General features: G+C 70.8%; 18 protein-coding genes. 12 read left to right on the top strand and 6 right to left on the bottom strand.

The window, feature by feature from the left end; genetic code table 11:
- Positions 1-32: 32 nt before the first annotated feature.
- From ACXAFN_RS16505 to ACXAFN_RS16485, 5 genes are all read left to right on the top strand, one after another.
- Positions 33-1,853 (top strand): extracellular solute-binding protein, encoded by a 1,821-nt coding sequence (locus ACXAFN_RS16505; protein WP_474990460.1) that lies wholly within the window; start codon positions 33-35, stop codon positions 1,851-1,853.
- 206 nt (positions 1,854-2,059) lie between these two features.
- Complete coding sequence (locus ACXAFN_RS16500) at positions 2,060-3,133, top strand: microcin C ABC transporter permease YejB (RefSeq protein ID WP_474990458.1); 1,074 nt, start codon at positions 2,060-2,062, stop codon at positions 3,131-3,133.
- Between the two features lie 2 nt (positions 3,134-3,135).
- A complete protein-coding gene (locus ACXAFN_RS16495) occupies positions 3,136-4,236 on the top strand; it encodes an ABC transporter permease (RefSeq protein WP_474990456.1) in 1,101 nt (366 codons plus the stop codon).
- On the top strand, positions 4,229-5,818 hold the full coding sequence (locus ACXAFN_RS16490; RefSeq protein ID WP_474990454.1) for an ABC transporter ATP-binding protein: 1,590 nt from the start codon (positions 4,229-4,231) through the stop codon (positions 5,816-5,818). The genes ACXAFN_RS16495 and ACXAFN_RS16490 overlap by 8 nt, the downstream gene beginning before the upstream one ends.
- Positions 5,819-6,042: 224 nt before the next feature.
- On the top strand, positions 6,043-7,782 hold the full coding sequence (locus ACXAFN_RS16485) for a GGDEF domain-containing protein (RefSeq protein ID WP_474990452.1): 1,740 nt from the start codon (positions 6,043-6,045) through the stop codon (positions 7,780-7,782).
- Positions 7,783-7,786: 4 nt separating this feature from the next.
- Here ACXAFN_RS16485 and ACXAFN_RS16480 read toward each other — a convergent pair whose 3' ends face one another.
- Together ACXAFN_RS16480 and ACXAFN_RS16475 are read right to left on the bottom strand one after the other, a co-directional pair.
- Positions 7,787-8,488 carry a pseudouridine synthase gene (locus ACXAFN_RS16480; RefSeq protein ID WP_474990450.1) on the bottom strand — a complete coding sequence of 234 codons (702 nt, stop codon included), beginning with the start codon at positions 8,486-8,488 and terminating at the stop codon, positions 7,787-7,789.
- Positions 8,488-9,303: an amidohydrolase gene (locus ACXAFN_RS16475; RefSeq protein ID WP_474990448.1), complete on the bottom strand. Its 816-nt coding sequence runs from the start codon at positions 9,301-9,303 to the stop codon at positions 8,488-8,490. Before ACXAFN_RS16475 ends, ACXAFN_RS16480 begins: the two co-directional genes overlap by 1 nt.
- Before the next feature lie 214 nt (positions 9,304-9,517).
- Between ACXAFN_RS16475 and rarD the strand changes: the two genes are divergently transcribed.
- From rarD to ACXAFN_RS16460, 3 genes are all read left to right on the top strand, one after another.
- Positions 9,518-10,423: an EamA family transporter RarD gene (gene rarD, locus ACXAFN_RS16470; protein ID WP_474990446.1), complete on the top strand. Its 906-nt coding sequence runs from the start codon at positions 9,518-9,520 to the stop codon at positions 10,421-10,423.
- 61 nt (positions 10,424-10,484) lie between these two features.
- Positions 10,485-11,630 carry an NAD(P)/FAD-dependent oxidoreductase gene (locus tag ACXAFN_RS16465; RefSeq protein WP_474990444.1) on the top strand — a complete coding sequence of 382 codons (1,146 nt, stop codon included), beginning with the start codon at positions 10,485-10,487 and terminating at the stop codon, positions 11,628-11,630.
- A 109-nt stretch (positions 11,631-11,739) separates the two neighbouring features.
- On the top strand, positions 11,740-13,452 hold the full coding sequence (locus tag ACXAFN_RS16460; protein WP_474990442.1) for a SulP family inorganic anion transporter: 1,713 nt from the start codon (positions 11,740-11,742) through the stop codon (positions 13,450-13,452).
- A 63-nt stretch (positions 13,453-13,515) separates the two neighbouring features.
- Here the strand turns inward: ACXAFN_RS16460 and ACXAFN_RS16455 are convergent, their stop codons facing one another.
- Entirely contained in the window at positions 13,516-14,073 is a 558-nt protein-coding gene (locus tag ACXAFN_RS16455; RefSeq protein ID WP_474990440.1) for a fasciclin domain-containing protein, read from the bottom strand.
- Positions 14,074-14,241: 168 nt separating this feature from the next.
- Between ACXAFN_RS16455 and ACXAFN_RS16450 the strand changes: the two genes are divergently transcribed.
- The 4 genes from ACXAFN_RS16450 to ACXAFN_RS16435 all read left to right on the top strand — a co-directional run bounded on the left by ACXAFN_RS16450 (position 14,242) and on the right by ACXAFN_RS16435 (position 16,634).
- Positions 14,242-14,787 carry a sigma-70 family RNA polymerase sigma factor gene (locus tag ACXAFN_RS16450; protein ID WP_474990438.1) on the top strand — a complete coding sequence of 182 codons (546 nt, stop codon included), beginning with the start codon at positions 14,242-14,244 and terminating at the stop codon, positions 14,785-14,787.
- Entirely contained in the window at positions 14,766-15,464 is a 699-nt protein-coding gene (locus ACXAFN_RS16445) for an anti-sigma factor (RefSeq protein ID WP_474990436.1), read from the top strand. The genes ACXAFN_RS16450 and ACXAFN_RS16445 overlap by 22 nt, the downstream gene beginning before the upstream one ends.
- A 124-nt stretch (positions 15,465-15,588) precedes the next feature.
- Positions 15,589-16,275 carry a DNA-binding transcriptional regulator CsiR gene (csiR, locus tag ACXAFN_RS16440; protein ID WP_474990434.1) on the top strand — a complete coding sequence of 229 codons (687 nt, stop codon included), beginning with the start codon at positions 15,589-15,591 and terminating at the stop codon, positions 16,273-16,275.
- A gap of 140 nt (positions 16,276-16,415) precedes the next feature.
- Positions 16,416-16,634: a hypothetical protein gene (locus ACXAFN_RS16435; protein WP_474990432.1), complete on the top strand. Its 219-nt coding sequence runs from the start codon at positions 16,416-16,418 to the stop codon at positions 16,632-16,634.
- A 17-nt stretch (positions 16,635-16,651) separates the two neighbouring features.
- Here ACXAFN_RS16435 and ACXAFN_RS16430 read toward each other — a convergent pair whose 3' ends face one another.
- Genes ACXAFN_RS16430 through ACXAFN_RS16420 form a run of 3 tightly spaced genes read right to left on the bottom strand, consistent with a single transcriptional unit; the run spans position 16,652 to position 19,061 of the window.
- On the bottom strand, positions 16,652-17,590 hold the full coding sequence (locus tag ACXAFN_RS16430; RefSeq protein WP_474990430.1) for a 5-oxoprolinase subunit C family protein: 939 nt from the start codon (positions 17,588-17,590) through the stop codon (positions 16,652-16,654).
- Complete coding sequence (gene pxpB, locus ACXAFN_RS16425; protein WP_474990428.1) at positions 17,587-18,309, bottom strand: 5-oxoprolinase subunit PxpB; 723 nt, start codon at positions 18,307-18,309, stop codon at positions 17,587-17,589. The genes ACXAFN_RS16430 and pxpB overlap by 4 nt, the downstream gene beginning before the upstream one ends.
- Positions 18,309-19,061, bottom strand: coding sequence for a 5-oxoprolinase subunit PxpA (locus ACXAFN_RS16420; protein WP_474991053.1), 753 nt, complete (start codon positions 19,059-19,061; stop codon positions 18,309-18,311). The genes pxpB and ACXAFN_RS16420 overlap by 1 nt, the downstream gene beginning before the upstream one ends.
- Between the last annotated feature and the right edge of the window lie 206 nt (positions 19,062-19,267).

The raw sequence follows: 19,267 nt of genomic DNA, 5'->3' as shown, positions 1-19,267 counted from the left end.
CGCCCCCCGCCCTGGTACAAGGATGCTGACCGATGCGATCGACCGTGCTGCTGATGGCGGCCCTGGCGGCGAGCCCCGTCCTGGCCGCCGACCCGGCTGACGTGCCCACTCGCCATGCCCTTGCCCTCTACGGCGACCCGGCGCTAGCGGCGGACTTCGAACACTTCCCCTACGTCAATCCGGACGCCCCGGTGGGCGGCACCCTGACCCGCGGCGCCAACGGCAGCTTCGACTCCACCAATCCCTTCATCGTCCAGGGCACCCCGGCCGCCGGCCTCGCCGCCATCTACGACACCCTGATGGTGCAGAATCCCGACGAGCCCTTCACCATGTATGGCCTGCTGGCCCAGGGCATTCGGCTCGACCCGGACCGCCAGTGGATCGAGTTCGACCTCGCCCCCGAGGCCCGCTTCCACGACGGCGAGCCGGTCGACGCCCACGACGTGGTCTTCAGCTTCGAGACCCTGACCGAAAAGGGCCAGCCCTTCTACGGCGCCTACTACGCCGACGTCAAGGACGTGCGCGCGGTCGACGAGGACACTGTGCACTTCGACCTGGCCGCCAGCGAGTCCCGGGAGCTGCCGCTGATCCTCGGCCAGTTGCCGATCCTGCCGGCCCACTACTGGGAGGATCGCGACTTCGAACGGCCCACCCGGGAGGCCCTGCTCGGCTCCGGCCCCTATCGCATCGCCCAGGTCGATCCGGGGCGGCGCATCGTCTATGAACGTGTCGACGATTACTGGGGCCATGACCTGCCCGTCAATCGCGGTCGCCACAACATCGCACGGCTGGCCTTCGACTATTATCGCGACCAGACGGTGGCGCTCGAGGCCTTCAAGGCCGGCAACTTGGACATGCGCATCGAGTCCAGCGCCCGCAACTGGGCCACCGCCTACGACTTTCCCGCCGCCGACGACGGCTTCGTCGAGCGCCTGGAAGTGCCCGACGGCCAGCCGGCGGGCATGCAGGCCTACGTGATGAACAGCCGTCGCGACACCTTCCAGGACGTACGGGTACGCGAGGCGCTCAACCTGGCCTTCGACTTCGAGTGGCTCAACCAGAACCTCTTCTACGGCGCCTATGAGCGCACCCACAGCTATTTCGAGAACTCCGAGATGGCGGCACGGGGCCTGCCCGGCGAGGACGAACTGGCCCTGCTCGAGCCCCATCGCGATGCCCTGCCCGAGGCGGTCTTCGACCAGCCGCTGCCCATCGAGCAGCCGCAGGACATGCGCGCACGATTGCGCAAGGCCCTGGGACTGCTGCACGCGGCCGGCTACGAGAACGCCGAGGATGGCACCCTGGTCGACGCCGAGACCGGCGAGCCGCTGACCCTCGAGGTGCTGCTCTACGACACCCAGTTCGAGCGGGTGGTGCAGCCGCTGCTGCGCAACCTCTCGCGGCTCGGCGTGCAGGGCGACATCCGCATCGTCGACGTCAACCAGTACCTGAACCGGCTGCGCCGCTTCGACTTCGACATCGTGGTCGGCGGCTTTCCCCAGTCGGCGAATCCCGGCAACGAGCAGCGCGAGTTCTGGGGCAGCGAATACGCCGACGCGCCCCAGAGCCGCAACCTGATCGGTCTCGAGAGTCCGGCGGTCGACGGCCTGGTGGACGCCCTGATCGCCGCCGACACCCGCGAGTCGCTGGACACCGCCGCCCAGGCCCTGGACCGGGTGCTGCGCTGGGGCTTCTACGTGATTCCCCAATGGCATCTGGGCAGTACCCGTATCGCGGTGTGGAACAAGTTCGGCTGGCGGGAGCCCTTCCCCGAGTACAACCTGGACCTCGACGCCTGGTGGGTCGAGCCCGACCGCGCCGCCGAGATCGAGGCCCGCCAGCGGAATCGATAAACGCGGTACGAGGTACGAGGTGCGAGGTGCGAGGTGCGAGGTGCGACACCGATGCTGCTGGTAGATGGGCGCCGGGGACAAGGCGAAGCGAGGTTCTTTTGACAGGGACGTCAAAAGAAGCGCCCACGGATGGGTTGACAGCGTCCTCGCGGAGGCTTGTCGCCGCGAAAGCTCATCATTCGTTGAAGAAGCTCTAAGGACACGCCGTGGCCGCCTATGTACTGCGCCGCCTGCTGCTGATGATCCCCACCCTGCTGGGGATCATGCTGCTCAACTTCCTGATCGTCCAGGCCGCCCCGGGGGGGCCCATCGACCAGATGCTGGCCCGCTTCGAGGGCCTCTCCACCCAGGCCAGCACCCGCCTGGAGGGCGGCGGCGGCGACAGCGCGGGCGGCGGGGAATCGCGCGGCGCCCGCGGCGTGCCCCAGCAGTTCATCGACCGCCTGGAGACCCAGTTCGGCTTCGACCAGCCGGCCCACGAGCGCTTCTTCGGCATGCTCGCCGACTACGCCACCTTCGACCTCGGCGAGAGCTTCTTTCGCGGCGAGAAGGTCACCACCCTGATGCTCGAACGACTGCCGGTGTCGATCTCGCTGGGGCTCTGGACCACCCTGCTGGTGTATCTGATCTCGATCCCGCTGGGCGTGCGCAAGGCACTGCGCCATGGGTCGCGCTTCGACGTCTGGACCTCGGGGCTGGTGATCGTCGGCTACGCCATCCCGGGCTTCCTGTTCGCCATCCTGCTGATCGTGCTGTTCGCCGGCGGCAGCTACTGGGAGGTCTTCCCCCTGCGCGGCCTGACCTCGCCGGACTTCGCCGACCTCTCGGCCTGGGGCAAGGTCAAGGACTACTTCTGGCACATCAGCCTGCCGGTGCTGGCCTCGGCGATCGGCAGCTTCGCCACCCTGACCATGCTGACCAAGAACAGCTTCCTCGACGAGGTCCACAAGCAGTACGTGCTCACCGCCCGCGCCAAGGGGGCCAGCGACCGCCGGGTGCTCTACGGCCACGTCTTCCGCAACGCCATGCTGATCATCATCGCCGGGCTGCCCTCGGCGCTGGTGGCGATCTTCTTCACCGGCTCGCTGCTGATCGAGGTGATCTTCTCGCTCAACGGCCTGGGCCTGCTGGGCTTCGAGGCGGTGATGCAGCGCGACTATCCGGTGATCTTCGGCACCCTCTACCTGTATACCCTGATCGGGCTGATCCTGAAGCTGATCTCGGATCTGACCTACGTGTGGGTCGACCCTCGCATCGACTTCGAGACCCGGGAGTCCTGAGCATGGCGCTGACCGATCGTCTTTCCCCCATCACCCGCCGACGGCTGGCGGTATTTCGCGGCAATCCCCGGGCGCGCCTGTCGCTGTGGGTGTTCCTGGCGCTGTTCGTGATCAGTCTCGGCGCCGAGCTGGTGGCCAACGACAAGCCGCTGCTCGTCCACTACCAGGGCCAGTGGTACGCCCCGCTCGCGGTCGACTATCCGGACAGCGAGTTCGGCGGCTTCCTGCCCACCCCGGCCGACTACCGGGATCCCTATACCCGCGAGGCCATCGAGGCCGAGGGCTGGATGCTGTGGCCGCCGATCCCCTTCGCCTACGACACCCTGGACCAGCATCTCGACCATCCGGCGCCCTCGCCGCCCGGTTCGCGCCACTGGCTGGGCACCGACGACCAGGGACGCGACGTGCTGGCCCGGGTGATCTATGGTTTCCGCCTGTCGGTGGTCTTCGCCCTAGTGCTCACCGCCGGCTCGCTGGTGCTCGGGGTGGTGATCGGCGGCGTGCAGGGCTACTTCGGCGGCAAGGTGGACCTGATCGGCCAGCGCCTGATCGAGATCTGGTCCGGGCTGCCGGTGCTGTTCCTGCTGATCATCCTGGCGAGCCTGGTCGAGCCCGACCTGTGGTGGCTGCTCGGCATCATGCTGCTGTTCTCCTGGCTGGGGCTGGTCGACGTGGTCCGCGCCGAGTTCCTGCGCGCCCGCAACCTGGAATACGTGCGCGCCGCCAAGGCCATGGGCCTGCCCTCGCGGATCATCATGTGGCGCCACGTGCTGCCCAACGCCATGGTCGCCACCCTCACCTTCATCCCCTTCCTGTTCACCGGTGCCATCACCACCCTCACCGCCCTCGACTTCCTCGGCTTCGGCCTGCCGCCCGGCTCGCCGTCGCTCGGCGAGCTGGTGGCCCAGGGCAAGAACAACCTCCAGGCCCCCTGGCTCGGCATCACCGCCTTCCTGACACTGGCGGTGATGCTGTCGCTGCTGGTGTTCATCGGCGAGGGCCTGCGCGACGCCTTCGACCCGCGCCATATCCAGCACGCCAGCGGCAAGGCGCCACACGCCGGCGACGAACGCCGGCCCGTCTCCGGGAGCGCCCATGACTGACCAGCCCCTGCTCCGCCTCGAGGGCCTGACCATCGCCTTCGACGACGCCCCGGTGGTCGAGGACCTGTCGCTGGAGGTACACCCCGGCGAGACCCTGGCGCTGGTCGGCGAATCCGGCTCCGGCAAGTCGGTCTCGGCGCTCGGCGCCCTGGGCCTGCTGCCCCCCGGTGCGAGCGTCACCGGTCACCGCCGGTTGGAGGGCACCGACCTGGCCAGGCTCTCGGCCCGCGACTGGCGGGCACTGCGCGGCGGCCGGGTCGGCTTCGTGTTCCAGGAGCCCATGACCTCGCTGAACCCGCTGCACACCGTGGCCAAGCAGATCGGCGAGACGCTGCGGTTGCACCAGGGACTGACCGGACGGGCCGCCCGGCGGCGCAGCCGGGAGCTGCTCGAGCAGGTCCAGCTGCCGCGCGCCGAGGAGCTGCTCGATGCCTGGCCCCACCAGCTCTCGGGCGGCCAGCGCCAGCGGGTGATGATCGCCATGGCGATCGCCAACAACCCCCGGCTGCTGATCGCCGACGAGCCGACCACCGCCCTGGACGTGACCGTGCAGCGGGAGATCCTGGCCCTGCTCGCCGAGCTGCGCGATACCCGCGGCATGGGCATGCTGTTCATTACCCATGACCTCAACCTGGTGCGCCGCCATGCCGATCGGGTCTGCGTGATGCGCCACGGCCAGGCCCAGGAAAGCGGCGAGGTGGCCCGGGTATTCGACGCGCCGCGAAGCCCCTACACCCGGGAGCTGCTGGCCGCCGAGCCCTCCGGCCGCCCCGCGCCGGTCGCGTCCGGGGCGCCGCTGCTGCGGGCGCATCGCCTGGGCATCCGCTTCCAGCGCCCGAAGAAGCTGTTCAGCCGCCGCCCTCCCGCCTTCGAGGCCGTGAAGCCGCTCGACCTCGCGGTCGCCCCCGGCGAGACGCTGGGCATCGTCGGCGAATCCGGCTCCGGCAAGACCACCCTGGCCCTGGCGCTGCTGCGCCTCCAGCACAGCGAGGGCGAGATCGAATTCGACGGCGAACGCCTCGACAGTCTCCACGGCGAGGCCCTGCGTCGCCGACGGCGTCGCCTCCAGGTGGTGTTCCAGGATCCCTACGGCTCGCTGTCGCCGCGCATGCCGGTCGCCGAGATCGTCAGCGAGGGGCTGCGCTTCCACCACCCCGAGCTGGACGCCGCCGAGGTGGACCGTCGGGTCCGCGCCACCCTGCGCGAGGTCGGCCTGCCCGAGGCGTGCGGCGCCCGCTACCCGCACGAGTTCTCCGGGGGCCAGCGCCAGCGCATCGCGGTGGCCAGGGCCATCATCCTCGAACCCTCGCTGCTGGTGCTCGACGAGCCGACCTCGGCGCTGGACCGCACCGTGCAGAAGCAGCTGGTCGCCCTGCTGCGCGAGCTCCAGCAGCGGCGCGGCCTCAGCTACTTGTTCATCAGCCATGACCTGGCGGTGGTGCGGGCCATGGCCCACCGCCTGCTGGTGCTCAAGGACGGCGACGTCGTCGAGCAGGGCGACTGCGAGACCGTGCTCGGCCAACCCTCGACCGACTACACCCGGGCGCTGGTCGAGGCCGCCGGCCTCTCCCCCATGGCCTGAAGGCGGAGCGCTGCCCGCCCCCGCCTCGACCGGCGGGGTCGTTGCAGCAAGCCTGTGCGCACGAATAGATAACGGTATAAAACCCAGGTCCGGCGAGTCGGCGCGAGGCTGATGCCCCATGACGCCATGAGCCAAGGCCGTTGAAGCCGACCCGTCTCGGGACGGCAGACTTGACGCCCCGCGCGGCTATACTGTGCCGACACGATCGGGGAACGGGGCGTGCCATGGGGCGAGCGGGAAATCGGTGGGCGGGCACCCTGCTGGCGCTCGCCCTGGGACTGCTGGCCACCACGGCCATGGCCCAGCCCCGCGACCTCGGGCAAGGCTGGGAATACCGCTGGGGAGACTCCCCGGCCCTGGCCGACGGCACCCCCGCCTGGACACGGCCCGGCGATGACCAGGCCTGGCGCACGATCGACTTCCCCTCCAATCCGCCACAGCGGGCCGGGCGCGAGCACGCCTGGTTCCGCGTCACCCTGCCGGCAGGCGAGTGGCGGGACCCGGTGCTCTACGTATACAGCATCGACCTGATCGCCGAGGCCTACCTGGCCGGCCAGCGCATCTATCGTCACGGCGCCTTCGATGACGCCGGCCAGGGCCGCTTCGCCGGCTGGCCCTGGCACATGATCTCGCTGCCGGCGGACGCCGCCGGCCAGCGCCTGTACTTCCGGATCTACTCCGACTACACCGATATCGGCCTGTGGGGCGAGGTCAAGCTGATGGAACGCGCCGAACTGATCGGCTACATCCTGCAGCACTCCGCCGCGGCGCTGATCGTCAGCCCGCTGTGCCTGTTGCTGGCGCTGCTGGCCGGGATCTTCGCCGTCATCCAGGCCAACCGACGCAGCTTCGCCGCCATCGCCCTGTTCGGCCTGGCGGCGGGCACCATGATCCTGGCCGAGTCCCAGGCCAGCCAGCTACTGCTCAACGCGCCCTTGATGTGGGACTTCCTGGCCGCCGGCGGCTACTTCGCGCTGCCGGTCGCCCTGGGGCTGCTGCTCGAGCACTGGTTCGTCGATACCCGCCCGCGACTGATCCGACGCATCTGGCAGGCCCACCTGGGCTATCTGGCCGCGGCCCTGGGCGCCGCCGGCCTCGGCTGGGTGGGCCTGGCCATCACCTTCCCGGTGTTCGATGCCCTGCTGGTCGTCAGCCTGGCGTTGCTGATGGCCGCGATCACCCCGCGCCTGCATCGGCTCGGCGGGCGCCAGCGGGCCATCCTGGCGACCTTCGCCCTGTTCGGCGCCCTGCTGCTGGCCGACATGGCCGTCGCCCACGGCCTGCTGCCCTGGTCGCGCGTGCCGGTGAGTGCCGGGGCGCTGGCCTTCGCGCTGGCCATCGTGGTGATCTCGCTGCTCGACTATGCCCATACCCAGCGCGACCTCAAGCGACTGAACCTGCGCCTCGAGGCCGAGGTCACCGCCCGTACCCAGCAGCTGCAGACGCTGGTCGAACGGCTCGAGACCTACTCCTACACCGACCCCCTCACCGGCCTGCACAACCGTCGCTACTTCGACGAGCTGCTGCAGCACGAGGCTCGCCAGGCCCAGCGCCAGGGCACGCCGCTGTCGCTGGCGATGATCGACATCGATCATTTCAAGCGGGTCAACGACCGTCACGGCCATGAGGCGGGGGATACGGTGCTGGCCGGCGTGGCCACCACGCTCGACGAGCATTTCCGCGATGCCGACGTGGTCTGCCGCCTGGGCGGGGAGGAATTCGTGGTCTTGCTGCCCGGGGCGGACGCCGACGAGGCCCGGGCACGGCTGGAGACGCTGATGATACAGCTCGCCGGGCGCGTCTACTGGCACGGCGAGAACATGCTGGGACCGGTCACCATTTCCTGCGGCATCGCCGCCTATCCGGCCCATGTCTCCAGCCCCATGGCCCTGGCCGGGCTCGCCGACCGCGCCCTCTATGCGGCCAAGCAAGGCGGCCGGGACAGGGTCGCGGTCTACGCCTAGGCGCCTAGAAGGCCGCCACCTCGGAGGCCGTCAACTCGCGCCACTCGCCGGGCGCCAGGTCGGCGTCGAGGCACAGCGGCCCCACCGACTCGCGGTGCAGGGCCTCGACATGGTTGCCCAGCGCCGCAAACATGCGCCGCACCTGGTGATAGCGCCCCTCGAAGACGGTCAAGCGCGCATGATGAGCATCGAGCAACGACAGCTCCGCCGGCCGGGTCGGCGATTCGTCGCCCTCCAGCTGCAGGCCCTCGGCGACCGCCGCCACCGCCCGCTCGGCCTCGTCGCCCGCCAGCGGCCGCGCCAGCGTCGCGTGATAGACCTTGGCACAGCCCCGCCGCGGCGAGCTGACCCGATGGGACCACTGGCCATCGTCGCTGAGCAGCAGCAACCCGGTGGTCTCGACGTCGAGGCGTCCCACCGGCTGCAGCCGCTCGGCCTTGGGCAGCTCGACCAGGTCCACGGCGCGCGGATAGAGCCCGCGCCGCGCCGTGCACTCGACCCCGGTCGGCTTGTGCAGCATCACGTAGCGTAGCCCCACCAGCGACAGCGACTGGCCGAGCCAGGCGACTCGATCGTCGTCGCCGATGTGGCGGGCGCCCTTCTTCTCGGGCTCGCCGTTGACCTCGACCTCGCCGCGGGACAGCGCCCGCTTGGCCAGGCTGCGCGTCAGCTCGGTGCTCTCGGCAAGGAAACGATCCAACCGCATCAGGCACCCACCCCATCGGAGAGCGAGAAGTGGTCGGCATCGCGCCAGGCCGGAAACTTCTCGCGGAAGGCCTCGAGCTCGTCCAGCGACAGCGTGCCGGTCTTGACGAAGGGTGTATCCCGGGGCTCGTCGATCAAGGGCTCGCCCTTGGCGTCCACCAGCATCGAGTCGCCGGCATAGGCCAGGCCCTTGGCGTCCTCGCCGACCCGGTTGACGCCGATCACCGGGCACAGGTTCTCCACCGCCCGGGCCTGGAGCAGCACCCGCCACGGATGGCGACGCGGGGCCGGCCAGTTGGCCACGCACAGCAGGGCGTCATACTCGAAGTGCTCGCCCGTGGCGGGCTGCTGGCGCAGCCAGACCGGGAAGCGCAGGTCGTAGCAGACGCTGAGCAGCACCCGGAAGCCCTTGAGCTCGACGATCACTCGCTCGTGGCCCATGGCATAGCGCTCGTGCTCGCCGGCCATGCGAAACAGGTGGCGCTTGTCGTAGTGCACCAGGCTGCCGTCGGGGCGGGCCCAGATCAGGCGATTGACGTACTCGCCGTCCTCCACCACGGCCACGCTGCCGGTCACCACGCAGCCGCGAGTCGCCGCCTGGTCGCGCAGCCAGGCCACGGTGGCGCTCTCGGCCATGGGTTCGGCCATCTCGCGGGAATTCATGGTGAAGCCGGTGGCAAACATCTCGGGCAGCACGATCAGGTCGGTGTCGGCGCCATCGAGCCCGCCGAGGGCCGACTCCAGCATCCGGCAATTGGCCTCGGGATCTTCCCAGCGCAGGTCGGCCTGCACCAGGGTGGTTATCAGTTCGCTCATCGGAGACTCCATCGGGATCGGGCGACCCCTCAAGCCTAACCGACACGGCGACGACACGCAGCCATGGCGGCACCGGGCGATCGCCATCGGCGCTGCCATTCGGCGGGTTCCGGCGACGGCTCCCACGGCACCGGGCCGGCATCGCAGCCTCTCGACCCGGGCCATGGGCCTCGCGTCATGCTAGGCTGTGGCTTTCTTCGTTAGGACGTTAAGCATGAACCCGACGACCACCGATCCCCGGGCCACCCAGGGGGTAGGCTTCGGCCTCGCCGCCTACCTGATGTGGGGCTGTTTTCCGCTGTTCTTCGCCCTCTTCGAGGTGGTGCCGGCCTACGAGATCCTGGTGCATCGGGTGCTGTGGTCCTGCGTCTTCCTGGCCGGCGTGGTGACCCTGCTGCGCCGCTGGCGCCCGGTGACGGAGGCGCTTGCCCGGCCGCGCCGCTTGGGGCGCGTGCTCGCCTGCGCGGTGCTGATCGCCGCCAACTGGGGGCTCTACATCTATGCCGTCGAGTCCCACCGGGTGCTCCAGGCGAGCCTGGGCTATTTCCTGACGCCGCTGGTCAACGTCGCGCTCGGCATGCTGGTGCTGCGCGAGCGCATGAGCCGGCTGCAGGGGGTGGCGGTGGCGCTCGCCGGGGCCGCCATCGCCCTGCAGGTGGCGCTGCTCGGTGCCCTGCCGTGGATCAGCCTGGTACTGGCCCTGAGCTTCGGCACCTATGGGCTGCTGCGCAAGCAGGTGCCGCTGGACGGGCTCTCGGGGCTGTTCGTCGAGACGCTGCTGCTGATGCCGCTGGGGCTGCTGGCGCTGGCCGGCCTCCACCAGGCGGGCCTGTCGCATTTCCTGGGCGAGGCGCGCACCACCCTGCTGCTGGTGGCCAGCGGCGTGATCACCGCCCTGCCCCTGCTGGCCTTCGCCGGGGCCGCCCGGCGCCTGCGCCTGGCCACCCTGGGCTTTCTGATGTACTTGAACCCGAGCCTGCAGTTCCTGCTCGCCCTGTGGGTCTTCGACGAACCCCTGGCCCCCATACAACTGGCCACCTTCCTGCTGATCTGGGCGGGCCTGGCGCTCTACAGCTGGACATTGTGGCCACGGCGGGCGGCTTCACCGGTGCGCGACTGATGCCGGCCGGCCACGCCACTCGCCCTTCGCGGCACGGTGTCGCTTCGGTTAGGCTCCCGACATGAGCGTCGACTCCCCCTCATCGGACGCCCCGCTGCTGCTCGTGGGCGCCGGCCATGCGCACCTGCACCTGGTCGGCCAACGTCAACGGCTGCCCGCCGAGCGGGTGATCCTGCTCGACCCCGGCGGCTTCTGGTACTCCGGCATGGCCAGCGGCGTGCTGGGAGGCCAGCACCCGCCGCGGGCCGACCGCCTGGACCCCATGGCCCTGGCCCGGCGGCACGGCGTCGAGGGCATCCGCGGCCGGCTGGCGGGGCTGGACCTCGAGCGACGCGAGGCCCGGCTGGCGGACGGCCGTCGCCTGGTCGCCGCCGCCGTCTCACTGAACCTCGGCTCGTCGGTACACCTCCCCCCGCCCCATCCCGAGGGGCCCGCGCTGTGGCCGGTCAAGCCGATTCCTCGCCTGGTGGCGCTGCGCCGGCGCCTGGTACGCGAGTTCGCCGCCGGCCTGCGCCCACGGCTGCTGGTGGTCGGCGGCGGCGCCAGCGCCGTGGAGGCGGCCTGCCAGCTGCGCGAGCTGGCGGAGCGCCACGGCGCCGATCCCGAGATTCGCCTGCTGACCCGGTCGTCGGATATCCTGCCCGGCGCCCCGCGCGGCGCCGTGGCCTGGCTGCGGCGCCGGCTCGCCCGACGCCGCATCGCCATCGACACCGGGCTCGAACTGCGCGGCCACACCCGCGGCGGCGTGCTGCTGGCCTCGCCGACCCCGCCCTGGGGCGAGGACGGCTACCGCTTCCTGGCCGCGGAACATGTCGTCCATGCGACGGGATTGACGACGCCCGACATCATCGAGGAGCTCGGGCTGCCGACCCTGCCCGGGCGCGGCCTGGCGGTGACCGCGACCCTGCAGAGCCCCGCCGCGCCCTGGGTCTTCGCCGCCGGCGACTGCGCCGCCATGATCGACCATGAGCTGCCGCGTCTCGGCGTCTACGGCGTGCGCCAGGGGCCGGTGCTGCTCGACAACCTCGCCGCCTGGCTGCACGGGGGCGAGCCGCGCCCCTATCGTCCCCAGCCTCGGGCCCTGTCGATACTGGATCTCGGTGACGGCCAGGCGCTGGCCCTGCGCGGGCGCCACTGGTGGGGCGGGCGCCTGGCCTGGTGGTGGAAGCGCCGTCTGGACGAACGCTTCCTGGCAAGCTACCGCTAACGGCCGCGGCCGACGGGGCGGCTCCACCGGCCGCGGGGCTGTGTCGCGCCCGCCGATCGGTTAGGCTGGAGGCCCAGACCGACAGTCGCATGACCACCACGGGCACCGGATGCTCAAACGTTACCTACCGATCCTCGCCTGGCTTCCCCACTACAATCGCCGCCTGTGCGGCGCCGACCTGCTGGCCGGGGTGATCGTCACCATCATGGTCATTCCCCAGTCGCTGGCCTATGCCCTGCTGGCCGGGCTGCCTGCCGTGGTCGGCCTCTATGCCAGCATCCTGCCGCTCGCCGCCTATGCCCTGCTCGGCACCAGCCGCACCCTGGCGGTCGGCCCGGTGGCCATCGTCGCGCTGATGACCGGCGCCGCCTTGTCCGGCGTGGCGCCCCCCGGCAGCGCGGCCTACCTGGAGGCCGCGCTGGTGCTGTCGCTGCTCTCCGGCGCCATGCTCGCGCTGATGGGCCTGCTGCGCATGGGCTTCTTCGCCAACTTCCTGAGCCATCCGGTGATCGGCGGCTTCCTCTCCGCCTCGGGGCTGCTGATCGCTACCAGCCAGCTCTCGCACCTGCTGGGCGTCGAGGCCGGGGGCTACACGGCCCTTGCGCTGCTGGGCAGCCTCTCCCGTGAGCTGGCCTCCCTCCACTGGCCGACCCTGGCGGTGGGCGCCGGCAGCCTGGCCTTCCTGGTCGCGGTGCGCCTGCGGGGGCAGGCGGCGTTGCGGGCGCTGGGCGTGCCCCGCGGGCTGGCCGCCCTGATCGCCCGCGCCGGTCCGGTGTTCGCGGTCGTCGTCACCACCGCCTTGAGCGCCTGGCTCGGCCTGGCCGAGCGCGGCGTGGCGGTGGTCGGCGCCATTCCCGGAGGGCTGCCGCCGTTGACCCTGCCCGGTTTCGACGGCCCGCTGTGGCGCCAGCTGCTGGTGCCGGCGCTGCTGATCAGCGTGGTGGGCTTCGTGGAGTCGATCTCCATGGCCCAGATGCTCGCCGCCAAGCGTCGCGAGCGCCTCTCGCCCAACCAGGAACTGATCGGGCTGGGCGGGGCCAACCTGCTGGCGGCCGTCTCCGGCGGCATGCCGGTCACCGGCGGGCTGTCGCGCACCGTGATCAACTTCGAGGCCGGGGCCCGCACGCCCATGGCCGGGCTGTTCGCGGCGCTGGGCATCGCCCTGGTGACCGTGGCGCTGACGCCGCTGCTGGCCCACCTGCCGGTGGCGACCCTCGCGGCCACCATCACCGTGGCCATCCTGACCCTGGTCGACGTGCCGCTGATCCGCCGGACCTGGCGCTACTCGCGCAGCGACTTCTCGGCCATGGCACTGACCATGGCGCTGACCCTGGTCGAGGGCGTCGAGGCGGGCATCATCGGCGGCGTGCTGCTGTCGATCGTGCTGTTCCTGTACCGCACCAGCCGCCCCCACAGCGCGGTGGTCGGGCGCATTCCCGGCACCGAGCACTTCCGCAGCGTGACCCGCCACGACACCGAGACGGTCAGCCACCTGGCGCTGCTGCGCATCGACGAGAGCCTCTACTTCGCCAACGCCCGCTATCTGGAGGACACCCTCTATGCCCTGGTGGCGAGCCGCCCGGAGCTCGAGCACGTGGTGCTGATCTGCTCGGCGGTCAACCTCATCGATGCCTCGGCACTCGAGAGCCTGGACGCCATCAACGCCCGGCTCAAGGACTCCCGGGTCACCCTGCACCTGGCCGAGGTCAAGGGGCCGGTGATGGACCAGCTCAAGAAGAGCGCCCTGCTCGACGACCTGGCCGGGCGGGTCTTCCTCAGCACCTACGCGGCCTGGAGCGAGCTCAGCCGGCCGTCGGCATGAGCCGGATACGCCGAAGGCCGGCACGCGGCCGGCCTTCGGGTGTCGTCGCTACCGTCGATCGTCTCAGGGCATCATCACCCGGTCGATGACGTGGATCACGCCGTTGGCCTGGGCCACATCGACGAGGGTGATGTCGGCACTGTTGCCCTGGGCGTCCACCAGCATCAGGTTGTTGCCGTTGGGCATCACCGTCAGCCGCTCGCCCTGGACGGTCTCGAAGCTCGCCGCCTCGCCGCGCGCCATGACCGCCTCGTGCAGGTCCTCGCGGGTCAGGCGGCCGGGCACCACGTGATAGGTGAGCAGTGCCTGCAGCTGGTCGCGATTCTGCGGCTCGAGCAGCGTCTGGACGGTGCCGTCGGGCAGGCGGTCGAAGGCGGCATCCACCGGGGCGAAGACGGTGAAGGGCCCTTCCCCCTTCAGGGTGTCGACCAGCCCCGCGGCCTGGACGGCGGCCACCAGGGTCTCATGGTCCGCGGAGTTGACCGCGTTCTCGACGATGTTGCGCTCGGGCAGCATCGAGGCGCCGCCGACGGTGGTCGGACCATGGTCGGCCTGGGCCTGGCCGGCGGCCAGGGCGGCGCTGCACAGGATGCCGGCGAAGATGCGATTGAGGGTCTGCATGGCGATCTCTCCTTGTTTGGGTGGTGGCCTTCGTCGGGAAGGCTCACGCAGAGATACGTCGCCATGCGGGAAACGGATGCAGCCAGGGTGCGTTGATAACCGAGGCTTGTGTCGAGGCGCCGCGCACCAGACCATCGACGGGTCTACGAACCCGCCCAAGGATGCGGCATGAGTGATCCGTCACAATCCCTGGTCGACGACCTCGCCGGCTGCGCACGCGGCGAGCATCGCGCCCTGTCCCGCCTCTACCGCGCCACCAGTGCGCGTCTGTATGCGCAGCTGCTGCGTATCGTCAGGGAGGAGGCGGCCGCCCAGGACTGCCTGCAGCAGGTCTACCTGCGGGCCTGGCAGTCGGCCGACCGCTATGATCCCGCGCGCGCCCGGCCGATGACCTGGCTGTCCACCCTGGCCCGCAACGTCGGCATCGACTGGCTGCGCCGCCGTCGCCCCGAGGGGGACCAGACCGAGCTGGACGGCCTGGACGGCGGCCGGCGTCCCGAGGAGGCCAGCCAGGCCCTGCAGGACGCCCGGGCGCTGCACGATTGCCTGGCGATCCTCGGCCAGGATCAGCGCCATGCCATGGAGCTGGCCTACTTCCAGGGGCTGACCCACGGCGAGCTGGCCGAACGGGTCGCTCAGCCGCTGGGCACGGTGAAGAGCTGGATTCGACGCGGACTCGAGAGGTTGAAGTCATGCCTGACCAATGGGACCTGAGCCGCCCCGACGAACGCCATCTGGCGGCCGGGGAGTACGCCCTGGGCGTGATGTCCGCGAGCGAACGGGCGCGCTTCGAGGCGCTGCTGGCCGTCAGCCACGAGCTGCAACACGACCTCGCCGAGTGGCAGGAGCGCCTGCAGCTCTTCAACGAGCAGCTGGACCCGGTGACGCCCCCGGTCGCGGTGTGGCGAGCGATCGCCGAACGCACCGGCGCCACCCGCCGGCACTCGCTGGCGCTCTGGCGCGCCCTGGCCGGCGGCTTCGCCGTGCTGACGCTGGCGTTCGCCCTGCTGTGGGTCGTGCCCGCGGGCGCCCCCCCCGACGAGGCCGCGGTCTATGTGGTGCTCGACGAATCGCGCAACCCGGACTGGATCATCAGCGCCACCGAGGACGGCGCGCTGCGAGTCCGCGCCGTGCAGCCCCAGCGCGTGGGCGCCGACCAGACCGGGGAACTGTGGCTGATCGCCGACGGCACGCCGGTCTCGCTGGGCCTGCTCCCCGGACGCGGCACGCGACTGCTGAGCCCGGACCCCGCCCTGCGCGAACGCCTGATGACCGCCGAACTGGCGGTGAGCGTCGAGCCGGAGGGCGGGGCCCCGGAGGGCAAGCCCACCGGACCGATCATCGACCATGGCCGGCTGACCCCGGTGCGCGGAGCCACGCTGCGGTTCTGAGCGGGACCCGGGATAAAATATCCACGTTCGGCCGGGATGGCGAACACCACAGCAAGTGGCTACGATTCTCGAGACTGGCGATGATCGGGTATCATGATCGCCCATTCACGGGAACGGCTACACCATGGACAGCACGCCCAAGCAGAACCTCGGCATCAGCGCCTACAGCTGGCTCAAGCACGACATCATCCGCGGCGTCTTCCAGCCCGGCGAGAAGCTGCTGATGAGCCGCCTGAAGGAGCGCTATGACCTCGGCATCGGGCCGCTGCGCGAGGCACTGTCCCAGCTGGTCGCCGAACGCCTGGTGGTGGCCATCAGCCAGCGCGGCTATCGGGTCGCGCCGATGTCCCGGGAAGAGCTGGCCGACCTCTACGATGCCCGGGCCCAGCTGGAGGGGCTGGTGCTGGAGCTGGCCATCCAGCGCGGCGACGATGCCTGGGAGGCCGATATCCTGGCCAAGGCCCACACCCTGGCCAAGGTCATGGAGGTCCACTCCGCCGAGGAGATGCTCGACGTCTGGGACGCCCGTCACAAGGCCTTCCACACCGCCATCGCCACCGGCTGCAACTCGCCCCACCTGATGCAGCTGCGCCAACATCTGTTCGACCAGGTCGAGCGCTATCGCCACCTGTGGCTATGCGAGACGGTGTTCTCCGAACAGGCCCTGGAGAGCAAGCGCCGGGAACACGCCGCCCTGGTCGAGGCCATCCTGGCCCGTGATACCGAGCGCGCGCGCTCCATGATGCGCGACCACCTGATGACGCCGGTGCCGATCATCCTCGAGGTCATGCAGCGGCGCGGGCTGGCCTGACCGGCATCAGCGCGCCGACGCCCCCGAGCCAGCCTGGGCGGTCGAATCCGACACGCCGATGTCGCTCACCGTCATGGTCCTGTCACGCCCCGATGCGACACTCGAAGGCGTCATAGAGAGCCCAGAGAGGAGTGCTCGCCATGCCCATGCCCCATCTGCTGCGCCTGACCCGCGACCAGGAGCTCCGCCTCGACCGCCTGGCCGAGCGCTGCGGCCTGTCGCGCGCCGAACTGCTCGAGCGCCTGGTGGCCGAGGGCCTCGCCGGCCTCGAGACCGAACTGATGATCGAGGGCGCCGGCCTGCGCCGGGCCGAGCGCAGCATCGACCAGCTGCTGCGCGAGAGCGGGCTGGGGGCCTGAGATTCGAGGTTCGAGGTTCAGGAAAAGAGCTCGCGAAAGCGACGGTACTCGTCCAGGGCCCGCTCGGCCGACACCGCCGCCAGGCGCACCTCCCGGCCGGGAAGGCACTGAGCCAGCCGCGCGCAGGCCAGCGGCGTCAGGGCTCCCAGGCGGGGATAGCCGCCGATGGTCTGACGATCGTTGAGCAGCGCGATGGGCTGGCCGTCCGGCGGCACCTGCACCGCCCCCAGCCCCAGGCCCTCCGAGACCATGCTCGTCAGCCGGCAGTGTAGCCGAGGCCCCTCGAGCCGCACCCCCATGCGGTCGGCCCGATCGTCGACCGTCCAGGCCGCGTTGAAGGCCGCGAACAGGCTGGCGCCTTCGAAGTCGGCGATCTGGGCGCCGGGGATCAGCCCCAGCCGCGGTACCGCCTCGTAGTCCGGTTGCCGATCGACGGGCACTTCCGGCTCGCCGCCTCCCTGCCCCGCCCCCGGGGCGACCGCCAGGCGATCGTCCGCGGCCAGCGGCCGCCCGTGGCCGTCGTGACCGCCCAGGCCCTCGCGCGCCACGGCGCTGACGCTGCCCAGCACCGGCGCGGCGCGAAAGCCGCCGGCCACGGCCAGGTAGGCGCGCAGGCCACTCACCGGCTGGGCGAAGGCCAGGCGCTGGCCGGCGCGCATGGGGAAGCGCCGCCAGGGCACCAGGGGGGCATCGTCCAGGGTCGCGCCCAGGTCGGCACCGCACACCGCCAGGGTCAGGTCACGCTCGGCCTCGAGCGTCAGCCCGCCAAGGGTCACCTCAAGCGCCGCCGCGCCCCAGGCGTTGCCCGCCAGGCGATTGGCCCAGGCCCAGGCATGCAGGTCGGCAGGCCCGCCCTGGGTCACGCCCAGGCGTCGCACGCCGAAGCGGCCGGCATCCTGCAGCAGCGCCAGGGGGCCGGCGTGCACCACCCGCAGCCCGGTTATCGCGTCGCTCATGGGACCGCCTCCATGGGGCTGGTGTCACCGCCCAGCCGCGCGAACTCGTCCCGGCTAACCGCCACGAAACGCACCCGGTCGCCCAGCGCCAGCAGGCCAAACCCCTCGCGGTCTCGGTCGAAGAGTCGCGCCGAGGTGCGCCCGATCAGGTTCCAGCCGCCCGGCGAGACGGCCGGATAGGCCGCCGTCTGGCGCCCGGCGATGCCCACGCTGCCGGCCGGCACCTTCTTGCGCGGCGTCTCCAGACGCGGCGTCTCCAGACGCTCGTCGACGCTGCCCATAAAGGCGAACCCCGGCGCGAAGCCCAGCGCATAGACCCGGTAGGTGGTCTCGGCGTGACAGGCAACGGTATCGGCCACGTTCATCCCTGCCCGCTCGGCCAGGCGCTCCAGTTCCGGCCCTACCCGTGGGTCATACCAGGTCGGCAGCTCGCGCAACGGCGCCTCGCGGTCCGCGTCAGCGTCGGGCGTCAGGCTCGCCAATACGGCGGACAGGCGCTGCCGCGCCTCGGCGGGCGTCAGCGCGAGCGGATCGAAGACCACCAGCAGGGTGGTGTAGGACGGCACCAGATCGACCAGTGCCTCGCCGAAGGCCGCCTCGCAGTCGCGCACCAGGGCGGTCAACCAGGGCAGGTTGGCCTCGTCGATGGCCGCGAACACTCGCACCAGCCAGCCGTCCAGGCCGGCGGCCTCCAGGCGCGGCAGGGCCGGCTCCGCCATCAGGTAGCCTCCGGATCGTGCAGCGCCGCCCGGATCGCCTTGATGGCGGCGATCGACTCGGCATTGTCGCCGTGCACGCAGAGCGTATCGGCGCGCAGCACCAGCTCGCTGCCGTCCCGGGCGATCAGCGGCCGGCCGTGGGCGATACGCCGCGCCTGGTCGACGATCGTCTCGGGATCGTGATGCACCGCCCCCGGCTCGCGCCGCGAGACCAGCCGCCCCTCGGCGTCGTAGGCGCGATCGGCGAAGGCCTCGAACCACAGGGTGACGCCGTGCTCGGCGGCCAGCGCCTCGGCCTGCGAGGTGTCGCGGGTGGCCATGACCATCAGCGGAAGCGCGGGGTCGAAGGCGACCAGCGCCCGCATCACGCCGGCCAGAATCTCGGGGTCGCGCATCATGTCGTTGTAGAGGGCGCCGTGGGGCTTGATATAGCCGAGCGCCAGGCCCTCGGCGCGACACACCCCCGCCAGTGCCCCGACCTGGTAGAGCACCAGGTTCTCGATCTCTTCCGGGGTACAGGCCATGGAACGCCGGCCGAAGCCCGCCATGTCGGGATAGGCCGGATGCGCCCCCACGGTGACGCCGTGCTTGCGCGCCAGGCGCACCGTCTTGCGGATCACGTCCGGGTCGGAGGCATGGAACCCGCAGGCCACGTTGGCCAGGTCCACGTGCGGCATCACCTCGTGATCGAGGCCCATCACCCAGGGCCCGAAGCTTTCGCCCATATCGGCGTTGAGCAGCAGGGTCTTCATCGCCACCTCGACGGAAAAGGGTTCATCGGCCATAACCTATCAGGGTACCGGCGCCGAGGCATCTCCCACGGCACCGGCACAGCGTTGACTCATCCTCCCACCACCGACGCCGTATCCATGCCCTTACCCGCTATGCTCATGGCATCGGCATGTCATTCGACAATGCTTGCGGCCGGAACGTCGAGGGATCGTCGCCCCGGCCCTCC

The sequence above is a fragment of the Halomonas sp. ABH4_019 genome (assembly GCF_056159885.1).
This window is presented reverse-complemented; position numbering and strand designations above follow the sequence as displayed.